Origin of the sequence: Acaryochloris sp. IP29b_bin.148 (assembly GCF_028285565.1) — a bacterium.
Taxonomy (GTDB): domain Bacteria; phylum Cyanobacteriota; class Cyanobacteriia; order Thermosynechococcales; family Thermosynechococcaceae; genus Acaryochloris.
In genome coordinates this window covers 1-18,983 of sequence record NZ_JANQOY010000060.1, presented here as the reverse complement: position 1 = coordinate 18,983, position 18,983 = coordinate 1, and the positions used below count along the sequence as shown (strand labels likewise).

At 44.2% G+C, this 18,983-nt stretch carries 14 protein-coding genes; 10 read left to right on the top strand and 4 right to left on the bottom strand.

What is annotated here, in order from left to right; all coding sequences use genetic code 11:
- Positions 1-832 (top strand): MBL fold metallo-hydrolase (locus Q0986_RS06095; protein ID WP_299405983.1); only part of this gene is annotated, 832 nt, incomplete at its 5' end.
- Between the two features lie 15 nt (positions 833-847).
- On the opposite strand, the gene carB is transcribed toward Q0986_RS06095, so the two are convergent.
- Entirely contained in the window at positions 848-4,090 is a 3,243-nt protein-coding gene (gene carB, locus Q0986_RS06090) for a carbamoyl-phosphate synthase large subunit (protein ID WP_299405979.1), read from the bottom strand.
- Positions 4,091-5,333: 1,243 nt separating this feature from the next.
- Here carB and Q0986_RS06085 point away from each other — a divergent pair.
- The 9 genes from Q0986_RS06085 to Q0986_RS06050 all read left to right on the top strand — a co-directional run bounded on the left by Q0986_RS06085 (position 5,334) and on the right by Q0986_RS06050 (position 16,832).
- Entirely contained in the window at positions 5,334-6,995 is a 1,662-nt protein-coding gene (locus Q0986_RS06085; RefSeq protein ID WP_299405975.1) for a WecB/TagA/CpsF family glycosyltransferase, read from the top strand.
- 57 nt (positions 6,996-7,052) lie between these two features.
- Entirely contained in the window at positions 7,053-9,170 is a 2,118-nt protein-coding gene (locus Q0986_RS06080) for a polysaccharide biosynthesis tyrosine autokinase (protein WP_299405970.1), read from the top strand.
- Between the two features lie 104 nt (positions 9,171-9,274).
- Positions 9,275-10,705 (top strand): oligosaccharide flippase family protein, encoded by a 1,431-nt coding sequence (locus tag Q0986_RS06075; RefSeq protein WP_299405966.1) that lies wholly within the window; start codon positions 9,275-9,277, stop codon positions 10,703-10,705.
- Between the two features lie 9 nt (positions 10,706-10,714).
- On the top strand, positions 10,715-11,821 hold the full coding sequence (locus tag Q0986_RS06070) for a glycosyltransferase family 4 protein (protein WP_299405962.1): 1,107 nt from the start codon (positions 10,715-10,717) through the stop codon (positions 11,819-11,821).
- A gap of 147 nt (positions 11,822-11,968) precedes the next feature.
- Complete coding sequence (locus Q0986_RS06065) at positions 11,969-13,249, top strand: O-antigen ligase family protein (RefSeq protein WP_299405957.1); 1,281 nt, start codon at positions 11,969-11,971, stop codon at positions 13,247-13,249.
- Between the two features lie 200 nt (positions 13,250-13,449).
- A complete protein-coding gene (locus Q0986_RS06060; protein WP_299405952.1) occupies positions 13,450-14,469 on the top strand; it encodes a glycosyltransferase family 4 protein in 1,020 nt (339 codons plus the stop codon).
- A 119-nt stretch (positions 14,470-14,588) separates the two neighbouring features.
- Positions 14,589-15,770 carry an endo-1,4-beta-xylanase gene (locus Q0986_RS06055; protein ID WP_366918527.1) on the top strand — a complete coding sequence of 394 codons (1,182 nt, stop codon included), beginning with the start codon at positions 14,589-14,591 and terminating at the stop codon, positions 15,768-15,770.
- A 259-nt stretch (positions 15,771-16,029) separates the two neighbouring features.
- Positions 16,030-16,203: a helix-turn-helix domain-containing protein gene (locus Q0986_RS22905; protein WP_366918526.1), complete on the top strand. Its 174-nt coding sequence runs from the start codon at positions 16,030-16,032 to the stop codon at positions 16,201-16,203.
- Positions 16,204-16,382: 179 nt separating this feature from the next.
- Positions 16,383-16,832 (top strand): SMI1/KNR4 family protein, encoded by a 450-nt coding sequence (locus Q0986_RS06050; protein ID WP_299405943.1) that lies wholly within the window; start codon positions 16,383-16,385, stop codon positions 16,830-16,832.
- A 197-nt stretch (positions 16,833-17,029) separates the two neighbouring features.
- On the opposite strand, the gene Q0986_RS06045 is transcribed toward Q0986_RS06050, so the two are convergent.
- The 3 genes from Q0986_RS06045 to Q0986_RS06035 form a co-directional block, all read right to left on the bottom strand.
- Positions 17,030-17,422, bottom strand: a complete 393-nt coding sequence (locus Q0986_RS06045; RefSeq protein WP_299405939.1) for a nuclear transport factor 2 family protein — start codon at positions 17,420-17,422, stop codon at positions 17,030-17,032.
- Between the two features lie 197 nt (positions 17,423-17,619).
- A complete protein-coding gene (locus tag Q0986_RS06040) occupies positions 17,620-18,546 on the bottom strand; it encodes a branched-chain amino acid ABC transporter permease (protein ID WP_299405934.1) in 927 nt (308 codons plus the stop codon).
- A gap of 91 nt (positions 18,547-18,637) precedes the next feature.
- On the bottom strand, positions 18,638-18,907 hold the full coding sequence (locus tag Q0986_RS06035; protein ID WP_299405930.1) for a hypothetical protein: 270 nt from the start codon (positions 18,905-18,907) through the stop codon (positions 18,638-18,640).
- Between the last annotated feature and the right edge of the window lie 76 nt (positions 18,908-18,983).

Genomic DNA, 18,983 nt, shown 5'->3' with positions numbered 1-18,983 from the left:
CATGGTGGTGAGTGACGGTACCCTATCCTTTCCACCAAACTTCTTTGTGCCCAAAGCCGACCCCAAGGCAGTGACAGCGGTACTGAAGGAGCATTTTCTTGGAACCAAAGATGTTTTAGCCCATATCAATGCCCTGTACCTTGAAACCGATGAGCACAAAGTACTGATTGATACAGGTGCAGGGACTGCCTTTGGTCCCACCGCTGGTCATCTGCTGGAAAACCTGGAAGCAGCAGGTATCACTGCCCCAGAGATTGACACGGTCATTTTGACCCATGCTCACCCAGACCATATCGGCGGTATTGTGGACGATAAGGGCCAGCTACGGTTGCCCAATGCCCAGTTCTATATCTCCCAGGCAGAATCTGACTTTTGGTTGGCGGACACCGTGGAGCTGCCCAAATCCTTATTAGACAAGGAATCAAAAGCTGGGGCGATTAAGGGGGCAAAGGAGAGATTAAGCGCTATTCAAGATCAGACAACCCTCTTTACCATGGGCAGTGAGGTCATTCCCCATATTCAAGCGGTTGATTCTAGTGGTCATACCCCCGGACAAGCTTCCTTCCTGATTACTTCCGGTGAAGACAGTCTACTCACCACCGGCGATGTTTTCTTTAGCGATCCCCTTAACTTGGAAAATCCAGACTGGGAAGTTGTTTTTGATGTTGATCCTGAGCAGGGTGTAATCGCTCGGCGTCAGCTAATGGAAACGGCTACAGCCCAGCGCCGTCTGCTGTTGGTGCCCCATATGCCCTTCCCAGGGCTAGGCCATGTCAGAACGCAAGGGGATGCCTATGGGTGGGAACCGATTGTCTGGCGGTTTGCCGTTTAGCTGATCCCTTAAAAATCACTGCATTTGCAGATGATAGTCCTGAATCGCTTTTACATCCATCGTTTCTGATTGTAGCGATCGCAAGGCTGCTGCCGTCGCTTTTGCCCCCGCGATCGTGGTAATCAGGGGAATCTTATAGGCCAAAGCCGACCGCCGAATCAAGCGACCATCGGCATGGGCATCGCTACCGGAAGGGGTATTGAGGATCAGCTGCACCTGACGATTCTTAATTAAATCCAGAACATTGGGGCGGCCTTCATGGAGTTTGAGCACCGGAGCCACCTCAAACCCTTCGGTCTCCAACACCTTCTGGGTTCCAGCAGTAGCCACGAGCTTGAACCCCAATTCGATTAAATCCCTAGCAATGGGAATCACCGCTTGCTTATCTCGATCGGTCATCGAGACAAACACCGAACCCGACTGGGGCAAATCCTGATGGGCTGAGAACTGGGATTTGGCAAAGGCTTTACCAAAATCCGTATCAATCCCCATGGCCTCGCCTGTGGAACGCATCTCAGGACCGAGGATGGTGTCGGTGCCCGGGAACTTGGCGAAGGGCAACACGGCCTCTTTTACCGAAATATGCTGAGGAATTCGCTCCTTGTTTATACCTAAATCAGCGAGGGTTTGGCCGGACATTAGCCGCGCTGCCACCTGGGCCAAAGGCAAGCCAATGGCCTTGGACACAAAGGGTACTGTGCGGGAGGCTCTAGGGTTGGCTTCTAAGATATATACTTGCTCTCCCTGGACCGCAAACTGGAGGTTCATTAACCCAATCACATTCAGCTGCTGAGCCAGTTGTTTACTCCATTTTCGGATCGTTGCTAAGGTCTCCTCCCCTAGTGACAGGGTGGGAATGGCACAGGCGGAATCACCGGAGTGGACGCCTGCCTGTTCGATATGCTCCATAATGCCGCCGATCACGACTTCGCCAGTACGGTCTGCGATCGCATCCACGTCCACTTCAATGGCATCTTCTAAGAACTTGTCGATCAGGATGGGATGATCGGGTTCCACCTGCACCGCAAAGGTCATATAGCGCTCTAGCTCTGCATCGGAATAGACAATCTCCATCGCCCGTCCCCCCAGCACATAGCTCGGCCGTACCACTACGGGATACTGAATCCGCTGGGCCACTTCAATTGCTTCCTGATTGCTGCGGGCAATCCCATTCGGCGGTTGGGTGATATTGAGGGTATGGAGAATCTGCTCAAATCGCTCCCGGTCTTCAGCAATATCAATCGAATCTGGCGATGTGCCCCAAATCTTGGGTCCCTCCGGCTTGCCTTGCAAGTAGGTTTGCAGGGGCACCGCCAACTTCAGTGGTGTCTGTCCGCCAAACTGGATGATAATCCCTTCTGGGTTTTCTGCTTCTAGAATATTGAGCACATCCTCTTTGGTTAGCGGCTCAAAATAGAGGCGATCGCTGGTGTCATAGTCTGTGGAGACCGTTTCCGGGTTGGAGTTGACCATAATCGTCTCAAAGTCATCTGCCTGCAGGGCATAGGAGGCATGGCAACAGCAATAGTCAAACTCAATACCCTGACCAATCCGGTTTGGCCCCGACCCCAAAATCATCACCTTACGGCGATCGGAGGGCAACACCTCCGACTCCTTTTCATAGGTAGAGTAGTAATAGGGTGTTAACGCCTCAAACTCCGCCGCACAGGTATCCACGGTTTTATAGGCTGGCACCACCCCCAACCGTTGGCGATAGTTGCGAACCTCATCTTCGCTAGATTGAGTGGCAAAGGCAATCTGCGGATCACTAAAGCCCTGCTGCTTAATCTGCCACATCAGATCGGCGGTTAGATTATACAGATTGGTTTGCTTGAGATAGTTTTCCGTCGTTAGCAAATCCTGAAAATGCCAGAGAAACCAAGGATCAATCCCAGTAATGTCATAAATTTCCTCCACACTGAGCCCTGCCTGCAAGGCATGACGAACCGTATAAATGCGCTCTGGATTAGGATTTCGCAAACTCGCCCGAATTTGCTCTAGACTCGGCAGGCTTTCTACCTGGTCACAGCCCCAACCCAATCGCCCCGTCTCTAAAGACCGCAACGCCTTTTGAAAGGATTCTTGGAAGGTGCGACCAATGGCCATCGCCTCGCCCACCGATTTCATCTGCGTGGTTAAGGCAGGCTCGGAGCCGGGAAACTTCTCAAAGGCAAACCGAGGAATCTTAGTAACCACATAGTCAATGCTGGGTTCAAAGCTAGCCGGGGTTTTGCGAGTGATATCGTTGGGGATTTCGCTAAGGGCATAGCCCACTGCTAACTTGGCTGCAAACTTTGCGATGGGGAATCCGGTGGCTTTGGAGGCCAGGGCCGAGGATCGCGACACCCGAGGGTTCATCTCAATCACGATCACCTCGCCATCGACGGGATTGACCGCGAACTGAATATTCGAGCCCCCTGTTTCTACGCCAATTTCACGGATAATCTTAATCGAAGCATCCCGCAGCCGCTGATACTCCTTATCTGTTAGGGTCTGGGCCGGAGCAACGGTAATCGAGTCTCCCGTATGCACTCCCATGGGGTCGATATTCTCGATGGAGCAAATAATTACCACGTTATCGGCTAGATCTCGCATGACTTCTAGCTCATACTCTTTCCAGCCAATGAGGGACTTCTCAATCAAAATCTGAGAAACGGGGCTGGCATCCAGACCGCTTTGGGCAATGGCTTCAAATTCTTCTTGGTTGTAGGCAATACCTCCACCTGTGCCCCCTAAGGTAAAGGCAGGACGGACAATCAGAGGGTAGGTACCAATCTCCTGAGCAATTTGCTGAGATTCCGCCATGGTCTCCGCCAAGCCTGACGGGCAAACGCCTAAGCCAATCCGCTCCATGGCCTGTTTGAACAGCTTGCGATCTTCCGCCATTTCAATGGCCGGCAGCTTGGCGCCGATCAGCTCGACATTGTATTTCTCTAAAACGCCAGTCTTCGCTAAAGTGACCGCCAAGTTCAAAGCGGTTTGACCTCCCATGGTGGGCAACAAGGCATCCGGTCGCTCTTTGGCGATCACCTTTTCCACCAATTCGGGAGTCAGAGGTTCAATATAGATCCGCTCCGCTGTTTCTGGATCCGTCATAATTGTGGCGGGATTGGAGTTAATCAGCACCACTTCATAGCCTTCATCCCGCAGAGCCTTACAGGCTTGGGTGCCAGAATAGTCAAATTCACAGGCTTGCCCAATCACAATTGGCCCAGAACCAATCAGCAGGATTTTGTGCAGATCATCACGACGAGGCATAAGCTAGGGACTTCTTAGAGATAGGCAGGCTAGGAATTGAGCCTGAGTTAGGTCATACCCTTCTCAGGTGTAGTCAGGGACTTCAATTTCCACTCCTAAGGATTGTGACATCCTCTGGTTTTAACCGCTAGTCAATCTTGATGACTTTGCAATCTGAACAGATGCGAACCCATAGATCGGTTCACCAGTGCCCTCAAATGACGCGTTCAAACCTAGCATTCCACCAAGGTTAGCTTGAGCCATTCAAGTGCCTCCTTTGCCACAAACTATTAACCAGCAATCCTGACAGCTTTAGCTTTGGATTAACCAACCAAAACTTCAGACGTTTTTTGTCATCAGCAATACCATCTTCCAAGATCATCGATGCGTTATGAATGCTTCCGCTTTTAGAGTAATCAAGGTCATTCGTCGTGAATGCACTATTCTATATCAGTGCTACAACCACGATATTCCTAATATATAGACCCAACCGAGCGAGGTCACTGCCTGGACCGATAGGATCAACTCTCTCTGTTGCCACATTTTTTAGCCCCTTACCATTGGTCATGCATGGATGTAGTTCCAGGGGCCTATCGATTCAATGGCTTAAACATGAATTAGTCCGTCTCTTGAAGTCCTTGACTGGAAGTATTAACACTGAAGTTAACTGAAGTAGTGAAAATATTTATCAAGCTTTACTGAACTTTTTATAGCTTAAGAAAATAAAATGTGTTATTATCTTTTTCAAGGAATGATAATTCTTTCTACTTAACATCCCGAGTGCATTACGTCTAGCTTTAAAGGAGTGGGTGAGCAAAATTAGTTCCTAGGTTATCTGTCAAAGGTCTTGAGCCTTTGAACAGATTCGGTGAGGCTAGGTTAAAAGGTTTGTCTCATCACTTTCTAATAGAAAGATAATTCTTTTCACTTCTATCTTGAGTGTATTACTTCCAACTTAAATAGAGCTAGTAGACTTAACTAGCTCCTAGGTTATCTGTCAAGGGCTTTGAGTCTTTGAACAGATGGAATGTTTTGGTGTTAAAGGGTTTGTCTGGGCACTTCCAAGTAAGGATCATTCTTCCTGCTTGCAAGTTTGAGTGACTTACTTCCAATTTCAATAAAGTTAGTTAGATATATTAACTCCTAATGTTTTCTGTCAAGGACTTTGAGTCTTTGGACAGATGGAGTGCGGCAGTATTAGGGCGATAGAAAAATCGCTTTAATACCCCAACCTGCATCAATTTTCCCAAGGGAATTTTAAATTATGACAGAGAACACGTTGGGTCAAATTCTCATACATAACCAATTAATTGATCAGAATGCGCTGAATCGAGCGCTACAGAAACAGAAAGGATTTCTTAATCAATCCGACTGGAAACTTCTGGGGGAGATATTAGTTGAGTCTGGAGATATTTGCCATAGAGATTTGTGGGCAGCTTTAGAGTGGCAATCTAAAGTATTTGATATCGAATTATTTACACTCCATCCCCATCCATCGGTGCGGAGCCGACTGAAGCGTTTACTAGATGTGTTAGGAGCAATAATTGGCATCACTGTGATGTTAATTGTATTGCCCCTAGTTGCAACTGCTATTCTGCTTGATTCACGGGGTTCAATTTTCTTCACTCAATATCGAGTGGGTTTGCGAGGAAAGCAGTTTAGGATTCTGAAGTTTCGCACTATGGTGCGAAATGCTGAGCGAACTAAGTTAAAAACGGTTGGCAAGCAGCAGTACAAATTCTTTAATGTTCGGAATGATCCTAGGGTCACTCGAGTAGGAAAATTTCTGCGTAAAACTCACTTGGACGAGTTACCTCAATTTATCAATGTGTTGAGAGGTGAGATGAGCTTAGTGGGAACGCGTCCTCCCACGTTGGATGAAGTGAAAGTTTACTCGCGTGAGGATTGGCAACGACTGTCCATCAAACCAGGAATGACAGGACTATGGCAAACCAGTCGGCAGAAGTATAGCGCTGACTTTAGCAGGGTTGTCGAGTTGGATATGAGTTATGTCGGTCAATGGCAACTCGGTCTAGATCTAAAAGTCATTATTTACACAATATTGCAGGTGATATTAGGGTCACGGTCGGGTCTTTATCTGAGTGTAAGTACCAGTGGTCATCAAGATAAGGTGAAGATTTTAAATCTACCGATCGACAATCTCACTCAGCGACAATTTCTCCAACAACTTGATCAGGGAGTTGTGTTTACGGCTAACGTAGACCATTTAATGAAGCTGCAGTATGATCAGGAATTTTGTCAGGCTTATAGTCAAGCAGATTTCAGAACATGTGACAGTCAAATTCTTGTGTATGCCTCCCAATTTTTGGGTCAGCCTATCCGAGAAAGATTATCGGGGTCTGATTTGTTCCCTGAGTTCTGTCGTTTCCATAGAGATAACGAAAATATCAAAGTTTTTCTGCTGGGCGGCTCTAAAAATGTTGCCAAAAGAGCGCAGACTAAAATCAATCGACAGCTGGGACGAAACATTATTGTTGGAGCCCATTCGCCTTCCTTTGGTGTGGTGGAAAACCCTCAAGAATGTTTAGAGATTGTCGATCAAATCAATCAACATCAGCCAACCGTCTTGGCCGTTTGCCTGGGTGCGCCTAACCAAGAGAAATGGATTTGTCGATATAAAGATCGGTTGCCGACGGTCAAAATATTTTTAGCCATCGGCGCTACGATAGATTTTGAGTCCGGTCGTCAAAGGCGTTCTCCTCAATGGGTGAGTAACTTGGGCTTTGAATGGTTACATCGATTGATGTCTGAACCTGAACGTCTCTGGAAACGATATTTAATCGATGATCTTCCTTTTTTCTGGCTATTAATCAAGCAAAAAATGGGGCTCTATTCTCCCCGTTTTCCCATTCATGAACAACGGGAATATCCCTTTGCTTCTCCTACCTTGAAAAAACGGACATAATAACTGATGGAATCAAGAGAAACAATTGACATTAACCTGAATCAGTATCTCGGAAAGGTGAGGCAACATTGGCGCCCTGTCGCCAGTATTTTCGGTGCGACGGTCGCACTTTCCTGTCTCTCTGCTCTCTTTGTCCAACCCTCTTATATCGCTGAGGGTAAACTCAGGTTCCAAGTTAATCCGCTCCCCCTTTCCACGGAAAGTGATGAAAAATCAGTAGAGTTGCGGCCTCTCGTTTCTACCCAAAATCCGTTAAGTACTGAGATTGAAGTCATTTATGCTAAGCCATTACTACAAAATATGATTGATGTGCTGGGCTTAGAGGATGCTCAAGGAAATACCCTCCGCCCTAAAGCAGTCCTGCAAAAACTCAGTGTTGACATTATTGCTGGGACAGATGTCCTGAAGCTCTCCTATGAGAGCGATCAGCCTCAGGAATCCGCCAGGGTGGTGAATACGCTGATGCGTCTTTATATCCACAGCAATATCCAAAATCAGCGTTCACGAGCACTGTCTGCCAGAAAGTTTATTGCTGCACAGCTGCCTCAACGAGAGTCAGTGGTGCGAGAAGCGGAAGAAGCGTTAAGCCGTTTTAAGGAAAAGCACAAGATTGTTGATCTTGAAGAGGAGGAAGACGCCACAGTCACGGCTATTTCAAAGCTAGATAGCGAAATTACACTGGTGCAAAGTGAGTTTGATGCAGCCGTGGCTCGGTCTTCAACGTTAAGGAATCAAGTGGGTTTAAGTCCCCAGAATGCGATCGCAGTGAGTAAGTTGAGTCAATCTTCAGAAATTAAGGAAATCTTACGGGAACTCCAAAGTGTTGAGCGCCAATTGGTGATAGCTCGTAAGGACTTTCAAGAAGGATTTCCAATCGTAGTCAACCTGAAGGAGAGGCGGTCAGCTCTGCAAAAATTGTTCAGCCAGAAGAGCCAAAAGACGGTTCAAGGGAACTCCTTATCAGCGGTGGTGCGGGCAGAGCTGGATGATCCTGAACAAAGTATGATTCAAGATTTTCTCTCTGCGGAAGTGCAGCGACAAGCCGTTAGCAAAAGGTTGGCTTCTCTAAAGCAGGGGCGCTCTGCCTACAATCAGCGGACCCAAACCCTACCTAAACTGAGACGAATGTTACGGGAACTGGAGCGTAAGTCTGAAGCAGCCCAATCAACCTACGAAACGCTGTTGCAAAATTTACAAGAGCTCCAAGTTGCTGAAAACACAAACTCGAGCAGCGCTCAGATTATTGAGCAGGCGCTCACACCAACAGAAGGCACAACCTTCAAAAAGAAAGCGAGTGTGATTGCGTTTGGCATTTTACTGGGGGCTTTTCTAGCAACCGCAGCGGTTCCTGTTTTAGGCATGCGTCAAGAGTACTTATCAACGTCCCACATGACAGCTTATGAAGACAGCATCAATGCCCTTCAAGGTCTGCTTGATTACCCTATATGGTCCGTTGTTCCGCATACCGAGTTAAAACATCAAACGTGCGATCGCATCCCCGGTTCGCTCATTTCCATTCTGGGGGAGATGCACCGCATGATCAGAGCAAATCCCCAGCTATTAAGCGATGAACATGCACTCAAATCACTGGTTGTCACCAGTCTTGAGGTTCAAGAAGGTAAATCAACTGTGGCAGCTAATTTAGCAATAGCAATGGCTCAGTTAGAACAGCGAGTTTTGCTGGTTGACGCCAATTTGCAAAGCTCTAAACTGCATCACCTTTTCGATCTCCCTAATGAACTAGGATTGTCAACTGCTATTCAAGACACCTCAATTCGACCTGCTGAAGTCAAGATGATTATTCATCGGGTACGGGGGAATCTAGATATCCTCACAGCCGGATCCAAACCATCTAGCCCCATGAGCTTTCTCAGTAGTGAACGGATGAATGTGTTATTGCAGTATTTCGCCTGGGACTATGACTTCGTCATCTTTGATACATCACCGTTATTGGACGTAGATGGCACCTCAGCATTAGCCAATATGGCAGATGGCGTTCTGTTTGTGACCAATCCGACAGTGACTCAATCAAAAGAACTAGAAATGGCACAAGAAATTATCAGTCAATTTGAACATAACATCATTGGTACGGTGGTCAACAACGGAACAACGCAAGACTACTCCAAGGTTTATTTACCTAGTTTCAAGATTGACTTAGCTAGACACAAAATCTAGGAATGAAATTCTATAAATACTGACTTAGATATTCATATATTTAATGCAAGACTAGAGAAGATTCTAACTGTGCAGCCAAAAGTTAAAACCTCAAGGAAAAGTGAATGGCGAAGAAAAAGTTAGTCGCAAATTCTTTAGCTCTCATTAGCAATCGTATTGTCCAAAGTGCCACCTCTTTCTTAGTTCTTGCACTCATTGCCCGAAGCCTTGGGTCCTTTGCCTTAGGCCAGTATACGCTTGCCTTCAGCTATTACTTTGTATTTATGACGCTTGTTTCCACAGGCTTTAAAACACTATTCACCCGAGAACTATCCCAAAAGTCTTCAGAAATATCTTCATATTTAGTGAGTGGTACTTTTCTTCAGCTCTTATTTAGCCTAATTGGCTATCTATTGCTTTTTCTAGTAGTTCACTTTATGCCATATACAAGTGCTACTGAAAATATTTGCTATGTTATCGGGTTGGCAATCATCCCTTTTTCTCTGTCAAATATCGTTGAAGCTATCTTTCAAGCTCAAGAGAAAATGCATTGGATTGCTATCTGTACAATCCCTGTCTATATCGTCCGTACAGTTATTATTTATCTTGGCTTAATGTCTGGGTATGGCATTATCCTGATATCAGCTATTTTTGTTATTTCTGAATTGATTATTTTTATTTTGGAATGGTATCTAATTCAAAAATTCAATCGATTTAAATGGAGCATAGATAAAGACTTTATTCAAAAGACTATAAAACTAGCTAGAACATTTTTAGCCATTGATGGAATCTCAGTGTTCAGAGAAAGAATGGAGATTTTTATCATCTCTTTCTTTAGTAATGAAAGTACCATCGGACTTTATGGCTCCGTCATGCAGCTCATTCAACCGTTCTCTATCGTGTCAGATAGTATTGTTTTAGCTGCCTTTCCTAAAATGTCAAAGATGTCCTCATCTCGTTCTCAGTCTAAAAAAGAGCTAGCAGAAAAAGCCATTGAATTATTATTATTCTTAGCCATACCCATGTTCTTCGGCGCATTGTTTTTTAGTCGTCATCTTTTAGTTTTTGTCTATAAAGATCTTGACTTTGCCAATGCATCAATTGCACTCTGTATTCTTTCTTTTGGTATGGTAACAAGAGCATTTAATAAGCCCCTTAGTTATACGTTAGTTGCGAATAACCTTGAAAAGATAAACTTAAAAGAAGTCCTCTATGGAACAATCTTTGGTGGTTTAACTAGCTTGGCTTTGGTTAGTCAATTCCAGTTAGAAGGTGCAGCAGTTTCTGCCATTCTTGTGAAAATATTTGGAGTTTGGGTGTACACATATGCCACTTTTAAACGACTGTTTTATCTAAATGTTTGGCAAGTTACTAAACGCCCTCTTTTAGTGGGTGGGTTGATGTTGATTCTGTTTGCGATACTCAATACAGCAAACATAAATTTCTTCTCATCATTAACGATATCAATCTTAGTGTATTGTCTAGTTATATTTTGTATTGCTTTTCAGTCTCTTGAATCTTCAAATCATCTATTCTCAAAGTTACTACGCAAGTAGTCAAGCATTATGAAAGTAGTATTCATTCATTTTTGTTTCGAAGACTATTCGATTGAACTCATTAATAGTTTAAGTGAATGTGTCGATCTAACCGTTATCCAACCGGACAATGTTTATTTCAAGTGCCGACCTTATATTAAGTCAACGGTTAAAGTTGAGTATTTCAAGAAATATCGCATTCGAGATCCTCGTAACCTTTTTTCCATGAAATCAATGGTGCAAATGGTGAAAAGGATCAACCCTGATATTCTGCATGTTCAGGAAACCAACGATCCCTGGTATGATTTGACTCATTTTACTAATCACTCCTTCCCGTTAGTCACCACTATCCATGATGTTTACCGCCATCCCGGCGATGGTGATCTGATTCCTGGCTCAGATTTTACTCGCCGAATCGCTATTTTTCGGTCCAAACAACTGATCGTCCATGGCTGTAAACAAAAAAAACAATTACATCAGCGATTTCCAGAATTATCAGATAGAGTCAACGTCATTCCTCACGGCGAACTTGGAACCTTATATAAGCGATTTATTGATCAACATCACGCCATCCCAAGAGAGCAAAATAGCCTGTTATTCTTCGGACGTATTTGGCCTTACAAAGGTTTGAGTTACTTACTCAAAGCGATGTCGCTTGTGATTAAAGAGGTTCCTGATGTCAGGTTGACTATCGCAGGTCTAGGAGAAAACTTAGACCAATATTCCCATATTTTATCTGACGAGAAACATTTCACTGTTCTTAATCGCTTTATTCCACCTGCAGAAGTCACCAAACTTTTTTTACAGAGTACAGCAGTCGTTCTACCCTATGTAGAAGCTTCACAAAGTGGAGTAGCTTCTCTCGCGTTTGGGTTAGGTACTCCTATCATTGCTTCCAATGTTGGAGGATTCAGTGAAATGATTCACCACAGTAAAGATGGTCTATTAGTGCCTCCATGCGATGTTGATCAGCTCGCTAAATCAATCATTTATCTGCTCAAAAATCGTCAAATTCAGCACCGAATGAAAGTCGCAACATCAACTCGCTGTGAGACTGATCTGAAATGGTCAAATATCGCCAGCCAAACTCTTAAGGTTTATCAAAAAATAGGTCGTCAAACTGCATTAGTCATTTAAATTGCAAGAGCTAAAAAATTATGAATGGCAAAAAATGTTGAATTATTTTAAGGCACTTTGATGACAGTAATATAGACTATAAAAATTATTGACTTAAGGTTTATATTATTATTCTCTTGCTCAGAGCTAAGTTAAAATATATCTATAATGAAAGACTATTTTTATATATTTGAAAAGCTGTTTACAGTTTTTTCTATCATAATTTACTCTGGCGGTTTCTTAAGCCTCATTTTTTCAGGCGGTGCCAATGAAGAGGATTTAAGTCTTATTCAGGCAGCTGACTATTCTGCATTGCTTTTAGTCTATAAAATGATTTATGTTGTTACTCTTATTTTATTGATACTGCGATGGAAAAGAGTAATACTTGTTCTTAAAAAAGACAAACTGATTAGCCTAGTCATTGTTTTTGCGGCAGCATCCGTATTATGGTCTTTTGATCCAGAGACAACTCTTATTCGTTCTATTGCTTTAGTCGGGACATCTTTATTCGGCCTCTATTTTGCGACTCGATATAGCTTAGAGGATCAATTGCAGAATCTATCTATAGCCTTTGGAATAGTTGTTTTCTTTAGTTTTATTAGTGCGATTCTATTGCCAAAATATGGAGTCATGTCTGGCATTCATGCAGGGGCATGGCGAGGAATATATATCCATAAAAATGTTCTTGGCAAAATGATGGCTCTTAGCGCATCAATATTTTTAGTTGGAACGACCGATAATCAATATAAAATGCTAAGCCGTCTAGGTTTAAGTCTATCAATAGTTCTATTAATCCTTTCTAAGTCTTCTTCAGCTATCGGTACATTTGTTGCTCTTTTTGCTATATTTTTAATCTTAAAAATTTTTCGATGGCATTATAAGTTAATGGTTCCTGCTCTTCTCGCTATTCTCTTAATCGGGATGAGTGGCTTGTTTTTTCTTACTGAGCATATGGATATGTTACTGATATCCGCAGGTAAGGATCCAACATTAACAGGTCGTACAGATTTATGGATTTGGGCTCTTGATGATATTGGTAAACGTCCTTGGTTTGGCTATGGGTATGGTGCTTTTTGGCAAGACTTTAGTAGTAAGGCTGCCCTTATTCGATATGCGGCTGGCTGGCATGTGCCACATGCTCATAATGGATTATTGGATCTTTTGTTGGATTTAGGAATATTAGGTGTTTTTGTTCTAATACTAGGTATATTTAGAACATCCATACAGTCTTTTTTCTTGCTAAAGAATACTACATCAACAGCTTATGTTTGGCCATTGTTATTTGTGAGTAATATGGTTTTGGCAAATATGACCGAAACAACTCTAATGGTAAGGAATGATTTATTTTGGGTGATTTTTATAACTATTTCATTCTCTGTTCTTTCTCATCCTAAAGCGATCAGAAGAGCACCTGTGGTAAACCGCTGTTCGTCTAATTGTTATACGTAACTGCTTTCTCGATTCTGCGAAGCAAGTAAAGTCGTAAACACAAAATATATCAATATCAAGAGGATGTAATTGGGGGGATTGTAGTATTGAAATGCTGAACGACTATGACAATAATATTTAACAGATTTCAAAAGGACAGTTCTCTCAAGTCATGTTATCGAGGATTGATTCTCGGACCGAGCTTAGAACAGAATGGTGGTATGGCTACGGTTCAAAATTTGATTTTAGCCCATGCTCCTTCTCGTTATACACTTCAGCATATTTGTACCCATGACGAAGGCTCAGCTGTACATCGTGGACTTATCTTTATTAGAGCTATTGCTACGTTCTTGAGAACCTTATTATCTAGAAAAGTTGATATCGTCCATATTCACGTATCTGAACGGGGCAGTGTACTGCGAACAATTCTGCTTGCAAGAATTGCATTTATCTTTCATCGGCCTGTTGTACTTCATGCCCATGGGGCTGAGTTCAAGCCCTTTTTCTCGAAAATGCCAGGATGGGCCCAAAAGATTATCAGCAGTATTTTTGGTCAATGTGATGGATTTATTGTTTTATCTGATTTCTGGCAAAACTTTTATATTTCTCAATTGGGTTTAATACCAGAGAGAGTTTTCACGTTACCTAATTCCGTTGAACTCCCGACTGAGATTCCATGTCGTCAGGATTCTAGCCCTGTTAATTTAGTCTTTTGTGGGCGCGTTGGACATCGCAAGGGAGCCTTTGATCTTATTCAAGCTTTGGCTGAGCTGCCGCTTCATCTCAAGGCCCGTGCTCATTTGAGCATTGCAGGGGATGGTGAAATTGAACAAGGGCAGCTTCTTGCAGACCGTTTGGGGGTATCCGATCTCATTACTTTTATGGGTTGGATTAATCCTGGACAACGTGACCAAATGCTGGCAAATGCAGATATCTTCATTTTGCCCTCTTATAATGAAGGACTTCCCTTAGCAATATTGGAAGCTATGGCCTGGGGAATCCCCCCTATTACAACCCCAGTAGGAGGTATTCCTGAAGTGGTGCTGCCCAATCAGAATGGTTTACTGGTTTCACCCGGTAATGTGCAACAACTCTCCAAAGCAATAGGGTATTTGCTAGAAGATACTGAACGAAGGCTCAAGTTAGGAAAGTCAGCAAGAGCCACTGCTGAATCGTTAGATATCAGAACCTACACCCATCGGTTAGGTCGCATTTACGATAACGTCCTACAGTGCTCCTGAGCGATGTCATCGCTTTAGTTTTATCTAGAAATAAGAACCGGTCTTGTTTAGTTCTGCAGAGCCAAGATCAGTTCGGACTCTTTAACCTAATTCTTTTTACAGATTACTAACAGCCAGAAATGATTCCCCCTATTAATAGAAGGCGCTTTCTTCGGTTGGGGCTAGGTGCCTTTGCCAGTCTCGGGACTGTGTTAGGAAGTCGATCAATCTTGCAAAAACACAAGCTATCGGCGCTGGATAACCCGAGTCGTGATTTTGCAATAACGGAGTGGTCCCCCTTAAGGGAGCTGGCTGCTAATAAAGACATTATTTTTGGGGCATCGGCTCGCTTCGATCAGGTTATGTCTGATAAACAATTTGCCGTTTTGTTGGCCCAAGAATGTCGCTTGCTTGTTCCTGAGTGGGAGCTGAAATGGAGCGCAGGGGATCATCATCTTCGTCCCAGTCCCGGTGAGTTTGACTTTGCCGCTGCCGATGCGATGCTCAGCTTTGCACAAACGCATCATTTACTATTTCGTGGTCACGCGTTAATTTGGCATGAATCATTGCCTAAATGGTTTCAAAAGGTTGTAAACCATCAAAATGCTGCGAAGGTGATGAAGCACCATATAGAGACGGTGATGGGACATTATCGGGGGCGCATGCATTCTTGGGATGTGGTTAATGAGGCCATTGAGTATGATCCATTAGCCAGTCAACGAGCAGACGGTTTAAGACAAACCCCATGGTTTGAGTTTTTAGGTCCTGACTATATCGATTTTGCTTTTCGGATCGCAGCCAAGGCAGATCCTGATGCCTTATTGGTGTACAACGACTTTGGTCTTGACTACAACACTGCCATGGATAAAGCCAAACGCCGTGCTGTTTTAGGGCTGCTAAAACGCTTAAAGGCGAAAGGTACGCCAGTCCATGCATTGGGAATACAAGCTCATTTGCGCGGAGACTCGCTGGACTTTGATCCTCAATCGCTGCGCCAGTTCCTGAAAGAAGTGGCTGCCTTAGATCTGAAAATTTTAATTACTGAGATGGATGTTAATGACTCAAAGCTACCAGCAGATATTCAGAAGCGAGATCGCATTGTTGCTGGAGTTTATGAAGACTACCTTTCAGTAGTATTGGATGAGCCAGCGGTTATTGCTGTCATTACATGGGGACTCAGCGATCGCTACACCTATTTGTCTGAGTTTTTCCCGCGAGCTGATCATCAACCTGTGCGCCCTTTGCCATTGGACACTAACCTACAACCTAAGTTGGCCTGGAATGCATTGGCCCGTGCCTTCCAAAAGGCCCAAAAGCGATAGCTAAAAGCTAAGGTAGCTTTTGAATTTCTCTGGGGTAAGCGTTTGAGCACTTGCTTCGTTCCTTCAAGCCTGTGTCTATTCGGTAAGCTCGCCAATCTAACACTAGTGCAACTGACAATATATTTAATAGCTATAGCTATTAAAATAATTGATATGCGCTATAGCTATTATTTTTACTAAAATGATTATTTCTTCACCCACAGTACTGGCTGAATATGCCAGAGAGCGCCGAAAAAGGATGGGACTCAACTAATCTGAAGTGGGAGATCGAACTGGGGTCAGACAAGTAACCGTCTCTGCTTTTGAAAATCGCCCAGCTAGTACCAAACTGGAGACCCTATTTAAATTGTTATCGGCATTAGAACTTGAGGTGCAAATCGTCCCGAAAGAACAGGCTAGCAACGCCAATCGAGGATGGGAGGAAGAGTGGTAAAGGCCAGCGGAACTCTACCCCTGGTGCCCGACCGTTATCCCTTTCATTACCTTTACGAAGCACAGTCTATAAGGGGCAACAGGTATACAACGTTTTCGGAAACAGGCGGCAGCTAAGCGTGCTAAAAAGACATAAGCCTTGATCTGAGATCAATCGGCAACCCTAAATTTTGCGAAGTCATGACTGAGCTTGAGTGGAAATCATTTTTGATAGATTTCATTAGGGTCTTAAATGTCGAAGAGGATGACTTAGAATTCCGTGATAAGGCACGACAATTATTCTCCTCCGAAAATGTAGAGGCGGTAGAAGAGGATATCCTTGCAGCCGAACACCGATTAAAGATTAAGTTCCCTCCCTCATATCACCTATTTTTGAAAGTTAGTAACGGTTGGCCTGAGATGGGAGCCGCCGAACCTGGCCAGCTCTGGCCTCCACAAGCAATACAATGGTTGCGAGATCAAGATCCAGAAATGCTTGAAGCTTGGTCAACGCTGGGGCAAAATTTATCAATGGAAGAGCACCTATATTACAGAGATGTCGAAGAAGATAACTGTCGGTATCGTGAGGAGTATCTACATGAGTTTCAGTGGCACTCAGCTATTCTTGACCGACTAAACAGAACTATCTGACAAACCATAATCAGTCCGCCTTTGCCTGCAGAAGGTATGTTGGGAGCATGTCACCTTTGCAGATGTATAGAATCGTAAGTCTCTTAAGCATAAGCCTGACAAAGCGGACTAACACCATTGCTAAGAGCGTGATCGCAAGTCTCTATCTCATGGACAATCAGTAGGTTTTTCCTCTCATTGGCCCGAAACCTTGATCTTTAATCTTGAAATTGAGCCATAAATGCCTTGTCATCCCAGTAAGCACTAACTTTTTCCAGCAGACCAGCTTCATTGATGACAAAAATACTAATTCCCTCGGCACTCGCTTCCTTCTGACCTTTAGACACAGCGTGTAAACTCCATTTGACTGCGGCTTCATTCCCGCCAATAAAAATTGATTCAGGCTTGGCTTCTAGCGACTCATTCACTTGCCGGAGCATGCCAAAGAACTGCTCTGAGTCAGCTTGAGGATTGCTAGGGGGATTGCCGACTGGATCAAAGGCCTGGGCATCCGGGGTAAATAGTTTGGCCCATTCCGCTGCATTCATCGCAGAGAAGGAGGAAAAGTAAGCATTGACAATATCTGTGATCTGCGAGGAAGAGAGAGTCATAAGCTTTGAACTCAATATACTGCTAGGATCTCAATGTTCAACTATCCCAGGCATACTCTAATCTTTGACTAGAGAGCAATAGAGGCATATCCAAGACAGAACGGATTGATTTATTCGCAGTATATCAGTGGCATGTTAAAGCCCCTGAAGTGTGAAGTAGTCTCACCCGACCTGGATTTGCTTGCCCAATAGAAAGACTAAATCGTACCTCTAAATAATCCTTGAGGGCGCACAAGCAGGACTAACACCATTGCTAAAAGCGCGATCGCAAGTTTGTATTCCGTGGGCAGCCAGTAGGTGCTGACTTCTTGGGCGATACCGATCACCATTGCTCCTGCGATCGCACCGTAAGGATTGCCAATACCACCTAGGACCACCGAAGCAAACATAGGCAAAATCAGAAACCAGCCCATATTCGGTCGCACCGCCGTAATCAAGCCATACATGCCCCCACTCAAGGCCGTTAAGCCCCCAGCCAATACCCAGGTCCACAGCACCACTCGGCTGACATCGATTCCTGAGACACTTGCTAGATCAATATCATCGGCCACGGCTCGCATGGCTTTGCCAATTTTGGTGTATTGCAATAGGCAATGTAGTCCTACTACCGCCAAAATCGCTAGACCAATGACGATCAATCGGTAATAGGGAATTTTAACCACGCCTAGAATTTCAGCCGCCTTGGCCACTGGCAAGTCATAGCTTTTGTTGCCACCGCCCCAGATAAAGATAATGCCGTTTCGGATAAACAGGGCTAAGCCAATCGAAATAATGATTAGCGTTGTGGATGTGGCTCTGCGATCGCGCATCTTGGCCCAGATCAAAAATTCACAAATCAAGAATCCGCCAATGGTGACGATGGTGGCTAGCAGAATCGAGATCCAAACATTGGCTTGGGCAAATAAACTATCTAACCAGTCCACCCCAAACACCACATGATTGAGCACTTGGGTATTGAACAGAAAGGTGAGAAACGCCCCCGTGGTCATAAAGTCTCCGTGGGCAAAATTTGGCAAACGGAGAATGCCATAGGTGAGGGTCAGGCCAACCGCTGCTAGGGCAATAATGCTGCCCACGGCAATGCCGTTAATAAAAAGCTGTGCCAGATCTAGGACTAGATCCATTCCTACTGTTCCTGTTATGGGTCAATGCTTAGCGTCAAGCAAGAAAATCATACAGCGTCAGGTTCCAGAACGGATGGGATTCAGATTTTAATCAAGAGCATCGATAGCGAACTAAAGTGTTATCGCCATCGATCGCAGTTAGCGTATTTTGATCCTCCGAAAGCTGAAATTCTCTTTCACTCAGCCACGTTTCGCCTTCGCCAGATAACTCAACCTTCACTTTCAGGGTTGTCTGCCCGTCACTTACAACTTCTTGAACAGGCCCCTGGCTTTCATAAAACTGAATCTTTTGAGGCGCTATCTCAAGCCTAGTCCTAAATTTTGAAGATAACCCATCAGTTATGCAAAATTGTTCAGACATCGGATAGTTTCAGAGAACCCCTCTTGTTCAAGATATGTTCTTTGCCAATGCCAACTCCTAAAGCCTCTCCCATTGA